Genomic DNA, 19,690 nt, shown 5'->3' on the forward strand with positions numbered 1-19,690 from the left:
GTTTTTCTCCGTTGGCGATAGGGTCCGTCGTCGGATTCAGGAATCGGAGACTCCATGCGTATACCCCGCCCCGTCCGCGCCACCGCGCTCGTCGCACTTCCGGCGGCACTCCTGGTCGCCTGCTCCTCCGCAGGCAGCGGCCCGCCGGCGACCGGCGGAAGCCCAACAGCCGGCGCCGGGGCAGCCCCGGCCACCGCGGAGGCCACCCGGCCACCCGCCTCGACGGCGGCACCCGAGGACGCCACCGCCCCGTCGGCCGGGTCCACACCACCGCCCGAGAGGGTCCGTGACGCCTTCGCCGGTCTCCAGGCCACGCTGGGCGACGGCTGCACGACGGAGGGGCAGTGCGCGTACTTCCTCGGCCGTGTGTACGACGAGCTGGAACGGCTCGACCAGGCCATGAAGGCCGACCCCAAGGGCCCCGGCCATTTCCCCGAGCCGATCCAGTGGATCGGCGGTCTCCGCTCGACGATCGGCACCGACCGCTCGTACACGAACCTCAAAGCCCACCAGGGCGAGCTCGTGGGGACCCGCGACCGGATCAACACCTGGATGCAGGACCACCCGGACGACTACCGCTGACGCGGCACCCGGCAGGGCCGCGGGGACCGGGCCGTCTCTCGTATTCGGGCCTGGCCGCGGACCGGGGACGGGGACGGGTTCCCGGACGTCACATGAGGTGGCGCGGACGGTGGGCCCCGGTTCGCCGGCGCCCCCGCGCCCGGCAGGCCCAGGGCAAAGGACCGCACCTTCTCCCATTTCGCCAGGGCGGTTCCCGGCGGTACGGCCATCCGTCCTCCCGGTGCGGTGCGCCGTTCGGTCCCGCGCTAGCCTCGGCCGGCGACAAACGGCGCGGGACAGGACCCACAGCGGGGTGGAGGGCCAGTGAACAGGCAGAGCGGGCCGGAGCGGCCGTACGACATCGTGCTCTTCGGCGCGACCGGATTCGTCGGCACCCTCACCGCGGAGTACCTGGCCGCACACGCGCCCGAGGGCTGCCGCTGGGCCGTGGCCGGCCGCAGCGAGGCGCGGCTGGCGCGGTTGCGTGAACGGCTCACCGCGATCAACCCGGCCTGCGCCGGACTGCCGCTCGTCGTCGCGGACGCCGACGACCCGGACTCGCTGCGCGCACTCGCCGAGTCGACACGCGTGGTGGCGACGACGGTCGGCCCGTACGTCTGGTACGGCGAGCCGCTGGTCGCCGCCTGCGCGGACGCCGGGACCGACTACGCCGACCTCACCGGAGAGCCGGAGTTCGTCGACTCCGTCTACGTACGGCACGACGCACGGGCCCGTGAGACGGGTGCCCGGCTGGTACACGCCTGCGGCTTCGACTCGGTGCCGCACGATCTGGGCGTCTACTTCACGGTTCAGCAGCTGCCGCAGGACGTGCCACTGCGCGTCGACGGCTTCGTCCGTGCCGGAGGGATCTTCTCCGGCGGAACGCTCGCCTCCGCGCTCACGGCGATGGGCCGCCGGCGGCAGGTCGCGCGCGCGGCCCGGGAACGCAGGCTCCATGAGCCGCGGCTCATGGGCCGCCGTGCCAGGGCTCCGCTCGGGGCACCCCGCTTCAGCAGGGAGACCGGAGCCTGGGCGCTCCCGCTGCCGACGCTCGACCCCGGGATCGTGGCGCGCTCCGCCGCGGGCCTGAGGCGGTACGGTCCCGACTTCCGCTACCGGCACTACGCCTCGGTCAGGACGCTCCCGATGGCCCTCGGCGCCCCCGTCGCGCTCGGCGCCCTCGCCGCGCTCGCCCAGGTCGGGCCCGCCCGCGAGTGGCTGATGCACCGTTACGAGCCCGGCCGCGGCCCCAGCGCCGAACGGCGCGAGCGCAGCTGGTTCCGGGTCCGGTTCGTCGGCGAGGGCGGCGGTCGCCGGGTCTTCACGGAGGTCTCGGGCGGGGACCCCGGCTACGGCGAGACGGCGAAGATGCTCGCGGAGTCGGCGCTCAGCCTGGCCCTGGACGAACTCCCCGCCACCGCGGGTCAGGTCACCACGGCCGTCGCGGTGGGCGACCCCCTGCTGGCCCGGCTGCGGGCCGCGGGCATCGTCTTCCGGGTCGCGGACGCGCGCTGAGCACGGCTGCGTACGATTCCGGCCGCTGCGGACCCCGACGACGGATCGCCCGCGCCGGGAACGTCGATCCCCACCACCCGGCCCGCGGCAGCGACCCGATCCCGCTGACCGTCCCCGAGATCCGCCGCCTACTCGTCGTCGCGCTCGTCCCGCAGGCCGTGACAGCGGCCAGGCTCCTGCACTGGTCCCACTGGCGCCGACGCCACCAAGCAACAGCCCGCCGCAGCCACTACCGACAACGGTCAACTGACCAACTCAGACCACCGGGAGCGGTGGCGAAGACATGGAGCGGCGGCGGCCCCTGGTCGCCATCAAGGCGGCCCGCCGTGGCGGGCCGTGGCGGGCCGCCTTGATGACGCCCAGTTCTTCGCGCGGCAGGGCTCCCGGCACCAGGGCCTGGCCGACGACGTCCGCGGCCAGGCGGAGCTCGCGGAGTGGGAGCGCTTGGCCCAGCTGCCCGCCGCCGCGCCGGCAGGCACAGTCCACGACCCGGACGCCGACCGCGTTCGCGATACAGGTGCGGGCCCTGCGGACCGGGCATGCCGGGTTCCACGATGCACGTCCTCGAACGCGAACGGACTGCCCCCGTCGGTGTCTCCGAGCCCGAGTCCAGCGAACGGTCGGGGTGGCGACGCTGGGTCGTCGAGCGCACCATGTCCTGGCGGACCGGACACCGCAGACTCGACCACCGCTACGAACGGCACCCTCGCGACCACCCGGCCTTCCCCGACCTCGCCCCAGCTCTTGTTCCGGGTCGCGGAGCGCGCCCCGGAGAGGCAGCGGCCTCTCACGCCCACGGCCGTGCCGTGAACAAACCGCGTCGCAGCAGCCGAGGATGCGAGGGGTCATCGCGATAGGCCGTACGACCATGACCGACCCGGTCGTTTGCAAAGATCAAAGCTTGGCCCGAGCCGAGGGTGACCTCGGTCCGGAAGGCACTCCCCGGTCGGGCGGCAGCGTCCATGAAGGCGAGCGCACGCTCGAGGGCGGCTTGGTGGCCAGGCAGAGCGCAATAACCATCCGTGACGGTCCTACTGTACCGAGTCATCAGGTGCCCCGGCTGTTGCTCGGCGAAGGCGGGCCCAGTCACAGAACGGCTGCCGGACGTGCGCTTGAGTGCATCGTCGTGGGCTAGCTGTTCTGCGGCTTCCGAGTCAGTCCGGCGCAGGGCTGCGTAGGCGTCGACAAGGTCGACCAGGTAGGTCACGCCGCCCTCCGCCGCAGGGGCGGCACACAGCAAGATGGTGGTCGGGACTTCCCCGAGGTGCTGCAAAGTACCGTCACAATGCAGGTTCTGTCCGAGAAAGCCGGAGAACGGATGGTCGCTGTCGGGGCGGGCGGATATTTCGCTGACGCCGCTGAATGTGTGGGGGCTGTTCTTGTAGACCGGCGGGGTGAACGGTGCGCCGAGATTCAGAGCCTCCGCCAGAGTGAAAAGATCGCTCGAGGTAGAGGCAGAGCCGCGAACCTGCACGATGGCGTAGCCCTGTTGCTGATAGCCAGACACGACGCGTTGCCTTACGGCGGTACCGCATAGTGCCCAGCTCACGTCCTCAATCGGCGCAGCGGGTTCCACAGTGAAATGCGACAGATGAGTATACGGAATACCCGTGACACTTGCATAAATCACAGACATGATGGCCCCTCCGTGTCGAGATAGCCCAAATGAGGTGCGGAGCTCCACAATAAGAGCACAGGAATGGCGAACCTCTCCATCGACCGGTCGAAAGTTCGGAGCAGGCATCCATCCATCAATCGGGCCAGATGCACATCATCCGATCGGCCGGTCGTGCATCCACCCAGCGGATGAGACCCGCATCCACGCCGACTTGGACTGGCTCGTCCGAGTTCCCCGAGAGCCCGTGCACGTGCCTCGTGTCATGGGGGCAACAACCGCTCTCTGGGAGTGTGTCGGTCGTGGCGCCACGGGCTACAGGCGGCAATAATCAAATTGCGGAGCAGTCTGGTTCCGGCCGCGGCAAGGCGTGTCTGCGAACCTGCAGTTCCTTGGATGGCGTCGTATGCAGTTGGGCGTCGCTGATCTCGTCATGGGCGGGGTACGTGGAGTTGAATTGTTCCGGACGGGTTGTGGGAGATCGCGGAGCCGCTGACCCCACAGTCGGAGGGGCGGTCGCAGGGTGGCGGGACGTGGGACACGGACTGCCCCTCGTCGTCGAGGTCTCCGCCTCCGACACACACGACGGCCTCGGGCTGAAGCCAAATGTTGGCGGTCGCCGGGGGCGTCGTGCGCACCGAAGCAACTCCACTGCGAGTCGAAATCGTTTCCCCCTGCTCACGGCATCTTTTATTCCGCGCGAGTCTATTCTGAGGAAGAGGAGTCGCCTTGTGACTGCCCACTGGAACCGCCTCCCCCCTGTTCACACAGATTTCCGGCTGCCATTCCAGATCGGCGCTCTGCACCATATCGGCCTTGACTTCCTGGTCGACCCGGATCCGGTGCGTCGGCGACTTGAGTCGGAAAACTCCGACCTCGACGTGACCTTGTTCGACAGCAAGGCCTGCATTTCCATGAACTACCAACTGTACTTCGCGCAGTTTGCGGGCGGGGGTAGCCTGACACAGGAGATCGAACTCAACATCATCGCGCACCCCAAGGCCTCTTCCACATTCCTTCCGGATCTCTGCTATCGACAGTTCGCAGAAGGTCAGGATCAGACCAAACTGAACGGCTGTTGGCGGATCCAGGTGGTCTGCGACAGCCCGCTCGCCATCAAGGCAGGGAAGGAATTGTTCGGCGAGCCTAAACGCCCGGCATGGTTCGAGACGGTTATGCCGTCTCCCAACGCCGCCCCCTCGGGAACGTGGAGGGTCACGTGCAAACGGGCCGGGTTGGAGAACGGGCAGAAAATCGTCCCAAGTGACAAGACGATGTTCTCCTTCGAGATCGACCTGACAGAGGTCACGCCCATGCCCGTGAGTATGGCCCCGATCACCATGTACGGTCGCAGCCCGAGCAACGACAACGGAGGCAGAACGATCGCGGCCCCGTTCAACGTGTGTCAGCCCTACCTCTTGTACCCCTTGGCGCCAGAGGACGAGGACAGATACCAGGTGTCGGTCATCGAACATGAGAGCGGGATCGGCGCTGACCTCGGTTCCCTCGTCGGCGACGCGAAACCGGTGAGTGCGTGGGCGTACCAATCACCACCGGTCGCTTCACAGCATCGCCCCTACTACGCCCGCACAACCGAATGAACCTCGTAGAGCCGATAGCGCATCGTGTCGGGGTCGGTCCGGCGCGGACAGCTCGAATTCTGCGACGGCGAGGACTACCTGTTCGGAGTGCGTGAAACGCGACAGAGCCGGACCAGGGTGAGACAGGACCTATACAGAAGGGGCGCCCCCTCAGCGAGAGGCACCCCTTCTGACCAGCACGTCTGTGACCTGCGGGATTCGAGCCCACGGGTGTCGGCGGACCTGGAAAGCTCCCCGGTGGCGGACTTCAGAACCCCCGCTGGCGAACACGTGATCTCCCCAGTGATGGACGGCAGGGCTCCCCAGTCTCGTGATCGTGGCCCCCGCCGGGTGGTGGCGGTCGCGCAGGCGTCCTGGCGGGCGGGGAACCGCAGGGTGCTCCGGCCGTGGACGCCGGAGCCGGGACTGTGGCTGTAGCGGGACTGGGGCGAGGGCCCGCGGATCAAGGGCCGGCGGACCTGGCTGTGTGAGGTTCCCCCGAGATGCGGAGGAAGTTGACAGTGGGTCAGATGGAACTCATGAGAGGACCTGTGACCATGGCTGCACCCCGGAAATACTCGCTCGAGTTGCGTGAGGTGGTGCGGTACGGATGTACCGCACCACCGGGCCGAAGCCGCAGATCAAGAAGCTGGCCGTCGACCTCGGCGTGCACCCCGAGGCACTGCGCGGCTGGATCCGCCAGGCCGAGGCGGACGCCGGCGAACGCGACGGCCGTCTCACGACCGACGAACGCGCCGAGCTTGCCGCCCTGCGCAAGGAGAACGCCCAGCTCAAGCGGGCAACCGAAGTCCTGCGGACGGCCTCGGCGATTTTCGCGGCGCAACTCGACCCGACCCGGCCCAGGTCCGGGTCGAGTTGGCCTCCTGGCATGCCGGGCTCGGCCTGGACCGTGGAGTGGCCGAAGCCACCTGCGGTGGCTTCGGCCACTCCAGAACGTGCGCTTCTACCGTTCGGGACTGGCCTGGCTCTGCGGGTCGCGCTTCGCGAAGTCGCCGTCCGTGTGCGGCTCGTACGCCTCTGGTGCCAAGCCGAGCTCGTGGGTGGAGTACTCGCCGAACCGAATGATCTTCTCGGTGAGGTAGAGGAGACCTCCGCCAGATCATCGGGCTCCACCTTTCAGCCCTGGCCTGAAGCTCGCGCACCGCCTCGGCGATATCAAGGGTGTTGTGGACACGGCTGGTCAAGAAGCTCCAGCGGCGTCTGGGCGGCGTGGACGAGATGGTCTTGTCAGTGCGGTCGCCTGGCGAAGTCAGCGAACACTTACGACCGAGGCGGAGTCGGCAGAGCGGTCGGCGGTGACGAAGTCCGGTCTGCCGTCGCCGTTGAGGTCACCTGCCGCCACCCCGTAGGGGCCTGTACCGGTGGGGTAGGAGATCCGTTCAGACCGTCCCCAACGGCTGTGCCGTGCGAGGACGGAGACCGTGTTGCTGTCAAAGTCGCAGGTGATGATTTCCAAGCTGCCGTCACCGTCCAGGTCTGCGGTGGTCACGCCGGTCGGGTTAATGCCGGTGCGCTTGGTGACGGCGGACCTGAAGGTGCCGTCGCCTCTGTTGAAGAGCAGGGACACGGTGTTGTCGCCGCGGTTGGCCGTGATGATGTCAGGCTTCTCGCCAGCCCGCAGAGCGACGGCCGTCACAGAGCGGGGCTGGCGCCCGACCCGGTAGGCGACGCGAGGTTCAAGGACTCCGTGGCCGTTGTTCCTGAGTACGGACACGGTGTTCGTACCGTTGTCAGCGGTGATGACGTCGACTCTGCCGTCGCCGTTCAGGTCGGCGGCGGCCACGGAGGTCGGATTGACGCCAGTGGCGTAGGCAACAGCGGGCTCGAAGGTCCCGTCCCCCCTGTTGATGAGAACCGACACCGTACTGTCGGCGAAGTTCGAGGTGACGAGATCAGGCCCGTCCACACCGTTCAGGTCGGCGGCGGCCACGGAGGTCGGATTGACGCCAGTGGCGTAGGCAACAGCGGGCTCGAAGGTCCCGTCCCCCCTGTTGATGAGAACCGACACCGTACTGGCACCGTCGCTGGTAACGACGTCGACTCTGCCGTCGCCGTTCAGGTCGGCGGCGGCCACGGAGGTCGGATTGACGCCAGTGGCGTAGGCAACAGCGGGCTCGAAGGTCCCGTCCCCCCTGTTGATGAGAACCGACACCGTACTGTCGGCGAAGTTCGAGGTGACGAGATCAGGCCCGTCCACACCGTTCAGGTCGGCGATGGCTGTGGACAGCGGTCGGGCCCCGACGGAATAGTCACGGTACGAAGAGGACCCGTACGGTCCGTCGGCCCATGCAGGGCCGCCAACACACAGTACGGTCGCCAGCGTCGTGGCGGAGGCTCGGGTCCATCTCGCTCGGGCGGTCCGGCTGGTCCAGTCGGCCATCGGTCTCGCTCTCTCGTATCGCTCGCCCACCGGGTTTATCGGCGGGTCACTTCGACGTCCGTGGATTTCAGCCAGGCAAGCCTGTGGTTGTATTGGACGCTGATATACCGCTCAGGTCCGGTAATGACTGTGTCGGGCGGGTCCGGGGAGAAGTCCTGGGCGGGTGTCGCCGGCCTTGTGGCCACGTAGGCCTGTCCCTTGAGGATGGTGTAAACGCCCAGGGGGATCTGCGGAGAAGGCGCCTTTCCGCCGGGTGGGTACGCGCCGGGGCCCGGGTAATTAGTTCCGTAGACGGGGATGGACGTACGGCCGGGCCGGGGACGCACGATCAGCAGCGAACTCTTGCCGGAGAGACGAGTGTATTTGCCGCCCGGGTTGAAGAACCAGACCCTCTGGCCACAGAACCAGATGGCGGTCCAGTCTCCCCGTTGTTCCGCGACCACGTACTGCTGCCCCTGATTGAGTCTGTCCCCCCAGTCCTCGATCCGATCGGTCCCCGCGATGCCCGCAGGAAGACCCGGATCGGGGAACAGTGGGGCGAGGTGGCTAGGGCCAGTACGCGCGAACAGGAAGTTCGAAGGCTGTGTCTGAAGCGTGCACGACTGCGGAGACGCGCTGGTGCACACCCGGAGAGTCTGCAGGTTTCTGCTGAAGTCGGGTGAGATAGTGACCACCGAGCCGGGTCGGATCATATGTTCTGCACTGGCCCTCGGGGACCGGTCCGGGTGTTTCCGCGAGACCAAGGCCATCAAACGCTGCCAGTCCCAGTAAGGGCCCGGGCCCCACCCCATGTCGGCGATGGCGCTCGTCGAGTCGGCTTGGACCTGGTCTTCCCCGATGATGTGCTGCCGGTCGAGCGGCACCTTGTACTTCGCCGAGAGCCTCCTCACTAGTATCGCCACAGTGCGGTAGACGGAAGGCGTGTACCACTTCGCTCCCTGCGCCGCCGCACCCTCAACTTGGATCCCGACGGCATGCAGATTATACGTGTAGTTGTCGGTGAAGAAGGGAATTCCCTGCGGCCGTACCATTTCGGTGACGTATCCGTCGTTAGAACGTACCTCGTAGTTGACCGAGACCTCCAGCGCCGGATTCTGATAATCGGCGAGCGCGGCGTCGTACGTCGTTTCCGAGTTGTTGATGACGATCGTATTCAGGACAAGCCCGTTGGCCGGTTTGTCGGCGAGCTGGAAGTTGTTGGGGTCCGCCGCGAGGAAGCGGCATTTGGGGCGGCACAGGTCCGTCTCCTCCGCGTCCCGGCCATGACCCGCCGTCCCCGGCATCGAACGCTGTCCTCTGGCGGGCGAGACACCGGGGTCCGCGGTCAAGCGCACCGTCTGGCCGTCCGGCCGGACCGACCGTGCTCCCTCCCGCAAGGTCCGGTAGACAGCGTCCGCGAAGGCGGCGCCGCCACCTCGATACGAGGAGCCGCCGAAGCGGGCAACCGCCCCGTACCACCGCCCGGGATCCTCAGGACTGCTTCCCGTCAGGGACCTCTGGTGGAGCGCTAGAAGCGCCGCGCCCCCCCTGATGTTCTCCCGATCGTTCCTACGCAATACCGCCGGAGCAGCACCTACCAGCGCTGCGGCCCGGTCCAAAGGGCGAGCCGAAGAACCGCTCACCGCGCCCTTCTCGCCCAGGTCGAACAGGCCGTGTCCCCCGCTGCTGCTTCGCAGCCCGTTGTGGGACTCCCACCAGGATGACTCATGGCTCACCGCCAGCAGCAACCGAACCGGTACGTGAAACTCGGCCGCCGCGTCAGCGAAGTCCCGCTCCAACGACCCGGAGGACGAAGCCGCGACAGGCACCGCGCCAACCCCGATCAGACCGACGACAAGCCCCACGCACAGCCGTCTCCTCCAACGTGAGACGCGAGATGACAGCAACAGCACAAGTCTCTCCCCGTTGGGCACGGACAGGTGAGCCAACGCGGCAACGCCCGCAGTACGGGCCTGCCCCACCGACACCGTGCCCCACGACCAGCGCCACCCCTGGGAGGCGCGCACGGATCCCCGAGCGCCTCAGTCGATCAGTCGATCAGTCGATCAGCGACTCCCTACCGGCCTGCACGGATGCTCCGGATGGCCCGCTGGACGTGTGGCTGATCGGGCCCGCCGGTCACAAAGAGGCTCTCGCGGCTCTCGGGCTTGCCGGTGGGCTTGCGGCGGCGGTGGACGCGGATGGCGAGGCGGGCGTGGGGGAAGGCGATCCCGCCGAGGCTGTCGCGATGGAACAGGTCTTGATCGACCGGGGCTCGCGGCGGCCGTGGGCGGAGGCGGTGTGCTGGACGGTGATCGATGTCCAGGGCAGAGCGGCGAGCTGGGCGTACGCGGTGGGCTGGTTGGTCTTGATGACCGCGATGTAGTGGGCCTTCTTCGTCTCGACCAGCCAGGTGATGTCGGCCTTCACCGTGGCGCAGGCGCTGCGCAACGAGTGACCGTCGTGCTGCCCGGGGCGGTCAGCCGGCGGTCGCCTCGCGCAGGGCCCTGCGGCACAGGGCGTCGGCGCGGCGGGTGGACTCGGGGATGCGGAAGTCCGGGGAGAGGGCGAGCGTGTGGGCGCAGGCGTTGTCGAGCGAGACGCGGTGGCCGACCGAGACGAAGACCGGTTTGACCCCGCTCTGCGTGCGCAGCGCCCGGCCCACCACCTCTCCGTCGTCCGCCACCAGTGGAGAGGCGTCTCCGCGCCGCCCGCCCGGCGGGGCGTACGTGAACGTGAACGGGTTCTTGGCGACGCCGATCACCGGCAGGCCGGTCAGCACTCCGAGATGGCTGGCCAGTCCGAAGCGGCGGGGGTGGGCGAGGCCGTAGCCGTCGCAGACGACAAGCCCGGGACCGTGTTTCAGCGATTCCAGTGCGGCGAGCACCGCCGGAATCTCACGGAAGGCGAGCAGCCCCGGGACGTAGGGGAAGGCGACCCGTCCGGCCGCGGTGCTCTCCTCGACGACGCCGAGCGTGGCGGCGTCGAGGACGACGGCGGCCGCGACGACCACGTCGCGCTCGTCGTCGTAGGCCACGTCGACCCCGGTGACGAGGCCGGTGCCGGGCAGGGGCCCGGCTTCGTCCAGGACGACGCGGGTCCTGAGCTCGTCCTGCACGGCTCGGGCCTCGGCCTCGTCGGCGGGTGTCCGGATGAGGGTCATGGTGGCTCCCAGCCTAAGGGCTGCCGGGCAGTCCCCCGTTGGAGCAGCGCGCGGCGCCGGATGCGGTGCCGCGCGGGGCGGAGACCCATCCTCGTACCGGGCGTCTTCGGACGACGCGGCGAGGTGCCGTAGCCGGCGTCGTGCGCCCTCCGAGGATGACGCGACAACCCTTGGCCGTGCGGCTAACCTGCCGATCATGTTCGTACTGGAACTGACCTACACGGCACAGCTCGACCGCGTCGAGGAGCACCAGGGCGCCCATGTGGCCTGGCTGGAGGGCCTGTACGGGGAAGGCGTCCTGATCGCCTCCGGCCGCAAGCACCCGCGCGACGGCGGGGTGCTGATCGCGACGGGCGTCGACCGCGAGCGGGCCGAGCGGATCGCGGCGTCGGACCCCTACACCACGGCGGGGGTGTGCGAGTACCGGATCACGGAGTTCATCGCGACGAAGACGGCGCCCGCGCTGGAGCCCTACCGGGAGCAGCCCTCGGCGTGACGGCGGACGGGCCGGTACCGGGGTAGCTGCCCGGCGCCGGCCCTCCGCCGCGTCAGAACGGCACGTGGGGCGGCCGATGCGCGGTCACCACTCCAGCCGGGCCGCGCGTCCCTTCTCCCCCGCCGCCCAGCAACCGAAGTCCGGTGTGCAGTCGACGGTGTCGTACGAGCCGGTGTCCACGGTGCGCCAGGTGCGGCCGGCGTCGGTGGTCAGGTCGGTTCCCGTGGGTCCGACGGCCAGGGCGGCCGTGCGGCTGTGCGGCAGCCAGGCCACTCCTGAGCGGTAGGCGGGCGGCGGGGTCGCGGACTGCTGCCAGGTGCGGCCGCCGTCCCGCGTCACGGCGCCCGCCCGAGGCGACGCCTGGCCGGTGCGGTAGTCGCCGCCGACCGCGAGACCGTGCGCGCGGTCCCGGAAGGCGAGCGCGAAGACGCCCCGTGCCGGATCCCCGGCGGGGATCGTGGACTCGGCCGCGGTCCAGTGCAGCCCGCGGTCCGCGGAGTGCAGCACGCGCGCGGTGGCACCGCCGCCGGTCGCGAGCCACACGTCCCTTGGCCCGGAGCTCACCAGGCACTGGCCGCTCGCCGCGAAACCCGCCTCGCCCGGCTGGGCGTCCGGCATCCCGGCGCTCGGCAGCACCTTCCACGACCTGCCGCCGTCCCGGGTGGAGAGGATGCGGTACCTGCCGTCGACGGGGTCGCTCATCGCGAGCCCGTGCCGGGGGTCGAAGAAGGTGATGCAGTCGTAGAAAGCCTTCGGGTCGGCGTTGCGGAACGCCTCCTCCCAGGTCGCTCCCCCGTCCTCGGTGCGCAGCACGCGGGAGGCCTCGCCCTCGCCGATGGCCAGTACGACGGCCCTGCGGGCGTCGAAGGCCTCGACGTCGCGGAACTCCAGCTCGTCCGCCCCGGGCGGTGAGACGTTCCGCCAGCTCCGCCCGCCGTCCGTGGTGCGGAGCACGGTGCCCTTCGAGCCCGCGAGCCAGGCCGTGGTGCGGCTGACCGCGGCGAGTCCGCGGAACCGGACGTCCGTCCCGGTCCGCTTGAGCTCCCAGTGCGGTGCCCGGCCCTCCGCGTGCCGCCCGTCGGCCTGCGCGGGCACCGACAGGGCCGCGCCCAGCACGGCGGTCAGCGCCACCCCGCTCAGCCCCACGGACAGCGTTCGTCTCGACTTCCCCTTGGGTCTCATGGCGCGCGAACGTAGCCGACGCCCGGCACCCGGTCCAGAGCGCCTTCCGTGCCGCGTCCGTGCCGAGTTCACCGGCCCGGGCCCCAGGACCGGTCCCCCGACCGCCTTCCGGCCGAGAACGGGTACACGACCGAGATGATCACGGCGGTCCGGGTCCGCTACGACCGACGAGTTCGCGGGCTGCTCGGCCGACGACGGCGGCATGAGGTGGAGACTGCCGCTGTCCGCCGAGCTGTGCGCGGCCCCGGTCCGCGGCACCGACGACGGCAAGCGCGTTCGGCGAGGGCCGGGGACCGCCCGGGGCCGCTGCGGGGCGTAGAGCTGACGCAGGGCGGTCGGGGGCCGCCTGCCGCTCGGCCGGACCGGCCGGCTGTCGCCGGCGGGCTGGACGGACCGGTCGGCCACGTCGTCGACGGCGACGGCGGCGACGGCGACGGCGAACCGGACGTGCCCGCGGCACTGCCGCGGGCGTGCGACGTGGGCCGGTGACGACCCGCAGGGTCCGCCCGGCCCGCCGGATCGGTGGTCCGAGCCGCCACCGTTCGAGCGGGTTCCCGCCGTCGCGTCCGCGGCCGAATCACGATCGGGGATCCCCGCGGAGCGTCACGGCATCCGCTGCCTCGCGGCCTGCCGGAATCCGCGAGCCCGGCGCTGGCCCGTGCGGTGACGCAACTCACGCTCCCCACCGATGCACGGATTCCGCCGTTCGCTCGTCTTCCTGTGCGGCAGAAAAGCGTCATCCGGCAGCAGTGAAGTGAGGGAGCGGGCCTTGTCCAGCGTTATCGAGCAGGCCGTACAGGTCCGTCTGGTCGCCTCCGCGCCACGTATGGAGTCCGTGCCGGCGACCCTGCGCTACGACCCCCGCGACCCCTTCGCCGTGCGCATGTCGTTCCCCGCCCCGGCCACGCTGGCGGGCACCGACGTGTCCTGGGCGTTCTCCCGCGATCTCCTCGTGCAGGGCCTGGACGAGCCCGCCGGGCTGGGCGACGTGCGGGTACGACCGTACGGCTACGACCGGACCGTCCTGGAGTTCCACGCCCCCGAGGGCACCGCGATGATGCACATCCGCACGTCCGAACTGCGCCGCTTCCTCAAACGGGCCCAGGGGCTCGTACCGGTCGGCCGGGAGCGCCTCCACCTGGACCTGGACGCGGACCTGGCCGAGCTGATGCGCGACGCCCGCTGAGGGCGGCCGGGGCGCCGGGAGGACTCCGGCCGCCCCGATCGTTTAATCGTTTGCCCGCCGCCCCCGCCCGGCGTAGCTTCGTACTCGGCCCTGTTGTCGTCGATCGGAGAAGGACGTTGCTCGTCTGAGGTCCTGAGACACCGTGTCACGCGCGCTTTCCGCCCGCGTGCCCGTGTGCGACCTCGGTGTACGAGCCGTCCCGTCCCGGACCAGGGCCTTTGTGCTGTCCGACCGGTGTCTCACCCGTTGCCCCCTTTTCCCCTCACGCAACAGGGAGACCCGTATGTCTACCTTCCCCACTTATGTGACCTGTTCTTCGCTGTCCTTCTCCTGGCCGGACGGCACTCCCGTTCTGGAGGACTTCCAACTGGCCGTCGGCCCCGGCAGAACGGGGCTGATCGGCCTCAACGGCTCCGGCAAGTCCACGCTGCTGCGGCTGATCGCCGGAGAGCTCACACCCGGCGAGGGCAGTGTGCGGATCGCGGGCGGGGTCGGCCATCTCCCGCAGAACGTCGTGCTCGACACAGCACTGCGGGTGGACGAGGCCCTTGGGATCGCCGCCACCCGCACCGCGCTGCACGCGATCGAGGCGGGCGACGTACGGGAGAAGCACTTCACCGCGGTCGGCGACGACTGGGACGTGGAGGAGCGGGCCCGTGCCACCCTGGACCAACTGGGGCTCGGGCACGTCGGCCTCGACCGGACCGTCGGCGAGATGTCGGGCGGCGAGTGCGTGCTGCTCAGGCTCGCGGCGCTGTTGCTGGCCCGCCCCGACGTGCTCCTGCTCGACGAGCCGACCAACAACCTCGACGTGGTCGCCCGGGGCCGGCTGTACGAGGCCGTGGAGGCCTGGTCCGGGGTGATGATCGTGGTCAGCCACGACCGCGAACTGCTGGAGCGGGTCGACCAGATCGCCGACCTCCGGGAGGGCGAGGTGACCTGGTACGGCGGCACGTACTCGGCCTACGAGGCGGCGCTGGCCGTCGAGCAGGAGGCAGCCGAGCGGATGGTCCGCGTCGCGGAGGCCGATGTGCAGCGGCAGAAGCGCGAACTGGCCGAGGCCCAGGTCAAACTGGCCCGCCGCAGGCGCTACGGGCAGAAGATGTTCGAGCAGAAGCGCGAGCCGAAGATCGTGATGGGCGCGCGCAAACGCGCGGCGCAGGTCTCGGCGGGCAAGCACCGCGCCATGCACACGGAACGGCTGACCGAGGCGAAGGAGCGGCTGGCCGAGGCCGTGGACGCCGTGCGGGACGACGACGAGATCCGCGTCGAACTGCCGTACACCAAGGTCCATCCGGGCCGCGGAGTCCTGCGGCTGTCCGAGGTGGAGCTCCGCTACGGGGCCCGTGTCGCGGGCGAGTTCGATCTGCGCGGTCCGGAGCGGATCGCCCTCGTCGGGCGCAACGGGGCCGGCAAGACGACCCTGCTCCGCACGATCGCCGGGGAGTTGCAGCCGATCGCGGGCGAGGTGGCGGTGGAGGTGCCGCTGCGCTTCCTGCCCCAGCGGCTGGACGTGCTCGACGAGGAGCTGAGCGTCGTGCAGAACGTCGCACGGTTCGCGCCCCAGGCGACGGACAACGCGATCCGGGCACGGCTGGCCCGCTTCCTGTTCCGGGGCGCACGGGCCGACCGCCCGGCCGGAACGCTCTCCGGCGGCGAGCGGTTCCGGGCCGCGCTGGCGGCGCTGCTGCTCGCGGAGCCCGCCCCGCAGCTGCTGATGCTGGACGAGCCGACCAACAATCTCGACATGGCGAGCGTGCGCGGGCTCACCGAGGCCCTGGAGGCGTACGAGGGCGCGCTGATCGTGGCGAGCCACGACGTGACGTTCCTGGAATCGCTGGGGATCACCCGCTGGCTCCTGCTCGACGGGGAGCTTCGGCCCACGACCGCCGAGGAGGTACGGGAGGAGTTGATGGGGGCATGAAGGCGACGGCATGATCCGTTCCACGGGGGACAGCCGGGGCGGCGCCGGGGAGATCGCGGGATGCCGCGGCCTCGGTGCGGCCGGGGCGGCCGCACCGGGCCGCCTGCCGCGGGGACTGCGGTCGCCGATCGCCCGGGGCACCCGGTACGTGCCTGCCCCGGGCTGCGGTCGCGGATCGCCTCGGTGCGTCCTGCGGCGCCTGCCGGCGGTCGGGACCGGCCGCGGCAACGGGGCAGCCGCCCACTCCCGGCCACCGAGACCCGGCGCGGACGGCCCGGCACGCGGGCGCGGGTGGAGCCGAGACGCGAGCGGGACGAGGCGCGAGCGGGCGTGCCGTGTGGGAGGGGACGGGGCGCGGGCGCGAGCGGGCGTGCCGTGTGGGAGGGGACGGGGCGCGGGCGCGAGCGGCCCGGCACGCGGGCGCGAGCGTGCCAGGGCGCGGACGGGCGGGCGTGCCGTGTGGGAGGGGACGGAATCGGGCAGGTGGGGCTCATGATGGCCCTGCCGCCCCCCAATTCGGTCCCTGGAGAGCCCGTGCCGAGCAGAAGAGCACTGATCCGACGCCCCAGCCCCCGCGTGGCGGACGGCCTGGTCACTCACGTCGAGCGCCGTACCGTCGACCCCCGGGCGGCGCTCTCCCAGTGGAAGGCGTACGGCGAGGCCCTGCGTGCGCACGGCTGGGAGACGATCGAGGCCGAGCCCGCCGACGACTGCCCGGACGGGGTCTTCATCGAGGACACCGTGGTGATGTTCCGCAACGTCGCCCTCATCGCCCGCTCCGGGGCCGAGACCCGCCGCCCGGAGACGGCCGGGGTGGAGGAGGCCGTGGCGAGGCTCGGCTGCTCGGTCAACTGGGTGTGGGAGCCGGGCACGCTCGACGGGGGCGATGTACTGAAGATCGGCGACACCGTCTACGTGGGGCGCGGCGGGCGGACCAACGCGGCCGGCGTGCAGCAGCTCCGCGCGGCCTTCGAGCCGCTGGGGGCGCGCGTCGTCGCCGTGCCCGTGTCGCGGGTGCTCCATCTGAAGTCAGCGGTGACGGCCCTGCCCGACGGGACCGTGATCGGCTACGAGCCGCTGGTCGAGCAGCCGTCGCTGTTCCCGGGGTTCCTGCCGGTGCCCGAGGAGGCCGGGGCTCATGTGGTGCTGCTCGGTGGCGCAAAACTGCTGATGGCTGCGAGCGCCCCCAAGACGGCGGAGCTGTTCGCCGATCTCGGATATGAGCCGGTTCCGGTGGACATCAGCGAGTTCGAGAAGCTCGAGGGCTGCGTGACGTGTCTCTCCGTACGACTCCGGGACCTGCACACATAACGCCACGTAAGGGAACATCACGACCGCGCGCTTGGCCGATGGCTTACTGCGCCTTTAACCTACGGTTTCGTAACCTACGAGGCCGTAGGTAAGACGCATGCCGCGATCCGGCCAGCACCTTGCCGTCGGCGTCGTGCGTTCCGCCCGATGACGTCCCTCCCCCACCCGTTCCCAGGAGCCCCCGTGACGATCACCTCTCCCCACCTCGGCAGTTCGGAAGTGTGGACCGACGCCCGGCTGCTGTACGCGCTGGAGGAGGTTGTGGAGAAGGAGCTCAACCGCCACCTGAAGGTCGCCAAGGACTGGATGCCCCACGAGTACGTGCCGTGGTCGGACGGCCGGAACTTCCCCGGCCTCTTCGAGGACGGCGAGGCCTGGGAGCCCGGCCAGTCCAAGGTCACCGACATCGGGAAGACCGCCCTCGTCGTCAACCTGCTGACCGAGGACAACCTGCCCAGCTACCACCACGAGATCGCGACGCTCTTCGGCCGCGACGGCGCCTGGGGCACCTGGGTGCACCGCTGGACCGCGGAGGAGGGCCGGCACGGCATCGTGATGCGCGACTACCTGCTGACCTCGCGCGCCGTCGACCCGGACAAGCTGGAGCAGTTCCGCATGGCACACATGTCGGAGGGCTTCGAGTCCGACAACCGCCACTCCATGCTGCACTCGGTCGCGTACGTGGCCTTCCAGGAACTCGCCACCCGCATCTCGCACCGCAATACGGGCCACCAGTCGGGCGACCCCGTCTGCGACCGGATGCTGGCGCGCATCGCCACCGACGAGAACCTGCACATGGTCTTCTACCGCAACCTGCTCGGCGCGGCCTTCGAGATCGCGCCGGACCTGACCATGCAGGCCGTCCGGGACGTCGTGGTGAACTTCCGCATGCCCGGGCACGGGATACCGGGATTCGAGCGCGCGGCGGCGCAGATGGCGATCGGTGAGATCTACAACCTGCGGATCCACCACGACGACGTGCTGGAGCCGGTGCTCCGCTTCCTGAAGGTGATGGACATCGACGGGCTCGGCCCCGAGGGCGTGAAGGCGCAGGAGGAACTGGGACTGTACATGGGTGGGCTGGACACCGAGGCCGCCAAGTTCGATGAGAAGCTCGCGGCCCGCAAGGCCCGGCTGGCGGCCCGCGCGAAGGGCTGACCCGGGCGCGTCACCCACCCCGGGTGGCCCTCCGGCACCCTCGACGGACCTTCGACCGCCCCCGCCGCGTCCCGCGACGGGGGCGGGGGCGTCGCACGGACCCGCCCGTCCGGGACGAGGACCGGTCGAGCCGTGGGGTCCGGCCGCCGTGTTCGGCCGGGGACGGACGTCGGGCGGCCGAAGGGCGCCCCGTAATCTGTGCGACGTGAAGCCCGCGACCCGAATCATCCTCATAGCCGCCCCCGTGGCCGTCGCCGTATCCATGATCCTCGGCGTCGGCAGCGAGGACGAGATACCGCTCGCGGACCGGCCGCGGGAGGCGCAGAAGACGACGACCCCCGCACAGAACCCGCTCAAGTCGGGCACGGCGTCCGAGCGGCGGGCGCTGGAGGCCAGGATCGCGAAGATGCCCGCGGGGCTCGCGGCTCCCGCCAAGAAGGAGATCGCCGCGCGGCTGGTGTCCACCGCGGAGCACTCCACCCTGAACTGGCGCGGCCAGTACGACGCCATCGAGGACCTCGGCGACGGCAACGGCTACACCGCCGGGATCATCGGTTTCTGCTCCGGCACCAACGACATGCTGCAGCTGGTCGAGGCGTACACCGCCGAACACCCCGGCAACGGACTGGCCCCCTACCTCCCCGCCCTCAGGGAGGTCGACGGCACCGACTCGCACGAGGGGCTGGACCCCGGCTTCGCCGACGCCTGGGTCGCGGAGGCCGGGAAGCCTGCCTTCCGCGCCGCGCAGGACGCCGCCCGCGACCGGATCTACTTCGACCCCGCCGTCCGGCTCGCCAAGATGGACGGCCTCGGCACGCTCGGCCAGTTCATCTACTACGACGCGATGCTGCTGCACGGCCCGGGCCTCGAACCCGACGGCTTCTACGGCATCCGCCAGGCGTCCATGGAGAAGGCCAGGACGGCCGCGGAAGGCGGCGCGGAGAGGAGATACCTGAACGCCTTCCTCGACGAGAGCCGTTCGGCCATGCGGGCCCGGACCGGACCCGGTACGCGCGACACCTCGCGCATCGACACGGCGCAGCGGGTGTTCCTGCGCAACGGGAACATGGCGCTGGCGGCGCCGTTGGAGTGGCGGATGTACGGGGAGTGGTTCCGCATCCCGGCCACGCCCGACGTCACCGGTCGGCCACCCGGTAGTCCTTGAGGAAGACCCCGGACACCGGCGCGCCCGCCTCGCCCCGCACGGTCGGGTCGTACACACGGGCCGCACCGTCCACGACGTCGAGCGGCGTGCGGGTACCGGCCGCGGCGATCCGCGCCTTCCGCGGGGCCGGGTTCTCGCCGTTGATCCATCCCGTGTCCACGCTGCACATGTGCACCCCCTGCGCGGCGAGTTCACGCGCACTCGTACGGGTCAGCATGGTGAGCGCCGCCTTCACCATGTTGGTGTGGGGGTGGCCGCCGGTCTTGTTGCGCACGGCGAACCGCCCCTCGACGGCGGACACGTTGACGACGTAGCGGCGCGGGCCCGGCGGACGCGAGCAGCAGCGGAAGCAGCCGGTCGCACAAGAGCGCAGGGGCGACGGCGTTGACGAGTTGCACCTCGAGGAGTTCGGCCGGGTCGAGCTCGCCGATGCGTCGCGCACGGCCCCGGCGTT

The 19,690-nt window shown here is 70.3% G+C and carries 16 protein-coding genes and 4 pseudogenes; 12 read left to right on the top strand and 8 right to left on the bottom strand.

All coding sequences use genetic code 11. The annotated features are described in order from the left end of the window. Positions 1-54 precede the first annotated feature (54 nt). Both FEF34_RS05290 and FEF34_RS05295 read left to right on the top strand, forming a co-directional pair. Positions 55-582 (top strand): hypothetical protein, encoded by a 528-nt coding sequence (locus FEF34_RS05290; protein WP_138052074.1) that lies wholly within the window; start codon positions 55-57, stop codon positions 580-582. A gap of 303 nt (positions 583-885) precedes the next feature. Further along, entirely contained in the window at positions 886-2,076 is a 1,191-nt protein-coding gene (locus FEF34_RS05295) for a saccharopine dehydrogenase family protein (RefSeq protein ID WP_138052075.1), read from the top strand. 255 nt (positions 2,077-2,331) lie between these two features. Here the strand turns inward: FEF34_RS05295 and FEF34_RS41050 are convergent, their stop codons facing one another. Continuing rightward, entirely contained in the window at positions 2,332-2,562 is a 231-nt protein-coding gene (locus FEF34_RS41050) for a hypothetical protein (protein ID WP_171052833.1), read from the bottom strand. Between the two features lie 119 nt (positions 2,563-2,681). Between FEF34_RS41050 and FEF34_RS42600 the strand changes: the two are divergent. Continuing rightward, positions 2,682-2,822: pseudogene (locus FEF34_RS42600) on the top strand (IS5/IS1182 family transposase); the annotation flags it as partial. Between the two features lie 41 nt (positions 2,823-2,863). Here the strand turns inward: FEF34_RS42600 and FEF34_RS05305 are convergent. Beyond that, positions 2,864-3,712 (bottom strand): TauD/TfdA family dioxygenase, encoded by an 849-nt coding sequence (locus tag FEF34_RS05305; protein WP_138052077.1) that lies wholly within the window; start codon positions 3,710-3,712, stop codon positions 2,864-2,866. A 435-nt stretch (positions 3,713-4,147) separates the two neighbouring features. Between FEF34_RS05305 and FEF34_RS41975 the strand changes: the two are divergent. The 3 genes and pseudogenes from FEF34_RS41975 to FEF34_RS05325 form a co-directional block, all read left to right on the top strand. Continuing rightward, a pseudogene (locus tag FEF34_RS41975) lies at positions 4,148-4,234 on the top strand (IS5/IS1182 family transposase); the annotation flags it as partial. 188 nt (positions 4,235-4,422) lie between these two features. Then, entirely contained in the window at positions 4,423-5,292 is an 870-nt protein-coding gene (locus tag FEF34_RS05315; RefSeq protein ID WP_138052078.1) for a hypothetical protein, read from the top strand. A 589-nt stretch (positions 5,293-5,881) separates the two neighbouring features. Beyond that, positions 5,882-6,013 (top strand): annotated as a pseudogene (locus tag FEF34_RS05325) (transposase); the annotation flags it as partial. A gap of 528 nt (positions 6,014-6,541) precedes the next feature. Here FEF34_RS05325 and FEF34_RS05330 read toward each other — a convergent pair. From FEF34_RS05330 to FEF34_RS05345, 4 genes are all read right to left on the bottom strand, one after another. Beyond that, positions 6,542-7,672, bottom strand: a complete 1,131-nt coding sequence (locus tag FEF34_RS05330) for an FG-GAP-like repeat-containing protein (RefSeq protein WP_138052080.1) — start codon at positions 7,670-7,672, stop codon at positions 6,542-6,544. 35 nt (positions 7,673-7,707) lie between these two features. Continuing rightward, positions 7,708-9,516 (bottom strand): N-acetylmuramoyl-L-alanine amidase, encoded by a 1,809-nt coding sequence (locus tag FEF34_RS05335; RefSeq protein WP_138052081.1) that lies wholly within the window; start codon positions 9,514-9,516, stop codon positions 7,708-7,710. 274 nt (positions 9,517-9,790) lie between these two features. After that, positions 9,791-10,102: a hypothetical protein gene (locus tag FEF34_RS05340; protein WP_234042283.1), complete on the bottom strand. Its 312-nt coding sequence runs from the start codon at positions 10,100-10,102 to the stop codon at positions 9,791-9,793. Positions 10,103-10,130: 28 nt separating this feature from the next. Continuing rightward, a complete protein-coding gene (locus tag FEF34_RS05345) occupies positions 10,131-10,814 on the bottom strand; it encodes an endonuclease V (RefSeq protein ID WP_138052082.1) in 684 nt (227 codons plus the stop codon). A gap of 196 nt (positions 10,815-11,010) precedes the next feature. On the opposite strand from FEF34_RS05345, the gene FEF34_RS05350 reads away from it, so the two are divergent. Next, the gene (locus FEF34_RS05350; protein WP_138052083.1) at positions 11,011-11,310 is read left to right on the top strand and encodes a YciI family protein; all 300 of its coding nucleotides are present in this window, start codon (positions 11,011-11,013) and stop codon (positions 11,308-11,310) included. Between the two features lie 84 nt (positions 11,311-11,394). Here FEF34_RS05350 and FEF34_RS05355 read toward each other — a convergent pair whose 3' ends face one another. Then, entirely contained in the window at positions 11,395-12,492 is a 1,098-nt protein-coding gene (locus FEF34_RS05355; RefSeq protein WP_171052834.1) for a WD40/YVTN/BNR-like repeat-containing protein, read from the bottom strand. A 769-nt stretch (positions 12,493-13,261) separates the two neighbouring features. Here FEF34_RS05355 and ssgD point away from each other — a divergent pair. The 5 genes from ssgD to FEF34_RS05380 all read left to right on the top strand — a co-directional run bounded on the left by ssgD (position 13,262) and on the right by FEF34_RS05380 (position 19,236). Next, complete coding sequence (gene ssgD / locus FEF34_RS05360) at positions 13,262-13,678, top strand: spore wall synthesis regulator SsgD (protein WP_138052084.1); 417 nt, start codon at positions 13,262-13,264, stop codon at positions 13,676-13,678. Between the two features lie 283 nt (positions 13,679-13,961). Further along, the gene (locus FEF34_RS05365; protein WP_171052835.1) at positions 13,962-15,602 is read left to right on the top strand and encodes an ABC-F family ATP-binding cassette domain-containing protein; all 1,641 of its coding nucleotides are present in this window, start codon (positions 13,962-13,964) and stop codon (positions 15,600-15,602) included. A gap of 534 nt (positions 15,603-16,136) precedes the next feature. Continuing rightward, on the top strand, positions 16,137-16,913 hold the full coding sequence (gene ddaH, locus FEF34_RS05370; RefSeq protein ID WP_138052085.1) for a dimethylargininase: 777 nt from the start codon (positions 16,137-16,139) through the stop codon (positions 16,911-16,913). A gap of 183 nt (positions 16,914-17,096) precedes the next feature. Further along, on the top strand, positions 17,097-18,071 hold the full coding sequence (locus FEF34_RS05375; protein ID WP_138052086.1) for an acyl-ACP desaturase: 975 nt from the start codon (positions 17,097-17,099) through the stop codon (positions 18,069-18,071). 262 nt (positions 18,072-18,333) lie between these two features. Further along, positions 18,334-19,236, top strand: coding sequence for a chitosanase (locus FEF34_RS05380; protein ID WP_138057297.1), 903 nt, complete (start codon positions 18,334-18,336; stop codon positions 19,234-19,236). On the opposite strand, the pseudogene FEF34_RS05385 reads toward FEF34_RS05380, so the two are convergent. Next, positions 19,208-19,670: pseudogene (locus FEF34_RS05385) on the bottom strand (SDR family oxidoreductase); the annotation flags it as partial. The gene FEF34_RS05380 and the pseudogene FEF34_RS05385 sit on opposite strands and share 29 nt — an antisense overlap. Between the last annotated feature and the right edge of the window lie 20 nt (positions 19,671-19,690).

This window comes from Streptomyces marianii, from assembly GCF_005795905.1.
Taxonomy (GTDB): Bacteria; Actinomycetota; Actinomycetes; order Streptomycetales; family Streptomycetaceae; genus Streptomyces; species Streptomyces marianii.

Bases quoted from the DNA above. Each gene is read 5' to 3' on its own strand.
- FEF34_RS05290 (WP_138052074.1), top strand. From the start codon at position 55: ATGCGTATACCCCGCCCCGTCCGCGCCACCGCGCTCGTCGCACTTCCG.
- FEF34_RS05305 (WP_138052077.1), bottom strand. From the start codon at position 3,712: ATGTCTGTGATTTATGCAAGTGTCACGGGTATTCCGTATACTCATCTG.
- FEF34_RS05330 (WP_138052080.1), bottom strand. From the start codon at position 7,672: ATGGCCGACTGGACCAGCCGGACCGCCCGAGCGAGATGGACCCGAGCC.
- FEF34_RS05345 (WP_138052082.1), bottom strand. From the start codon at position 10,814: ATGACCCTCATCCGGACACCCGCCGACGAGGCCGAGGCCCGAGCCGTG.
- FEF34_RS05350 (WP_138052083.1), top strand. From the start codon at position 11,011: ATGTTCGTACTGGAACTGACCTACACGGCACAGCTCGACCGCGTCGAG.
- FEF34_RS05355 (WP_171052834.1), bottom strand. From the start codon at position 12,492: ATGAGACCCAAGGGGAAGTCGAGACGAACGCTGTCCGTGGGGCTGAGC.
- FEF34_RS05365 (WP_171052835.1), top strand. From the start codon at position 13,962: ATGTCTACCTTCCCCACTTATGTGACCTGTTCTTCGCTGTCCTTCTCC.
- FEF34_RS05380 (WP_138057297.1), top strand. From the start codon at position 18,334: ATGATCCTCGGCGTCGGCAGCGAGGACGAGATACCGCTCGCGGACCGG.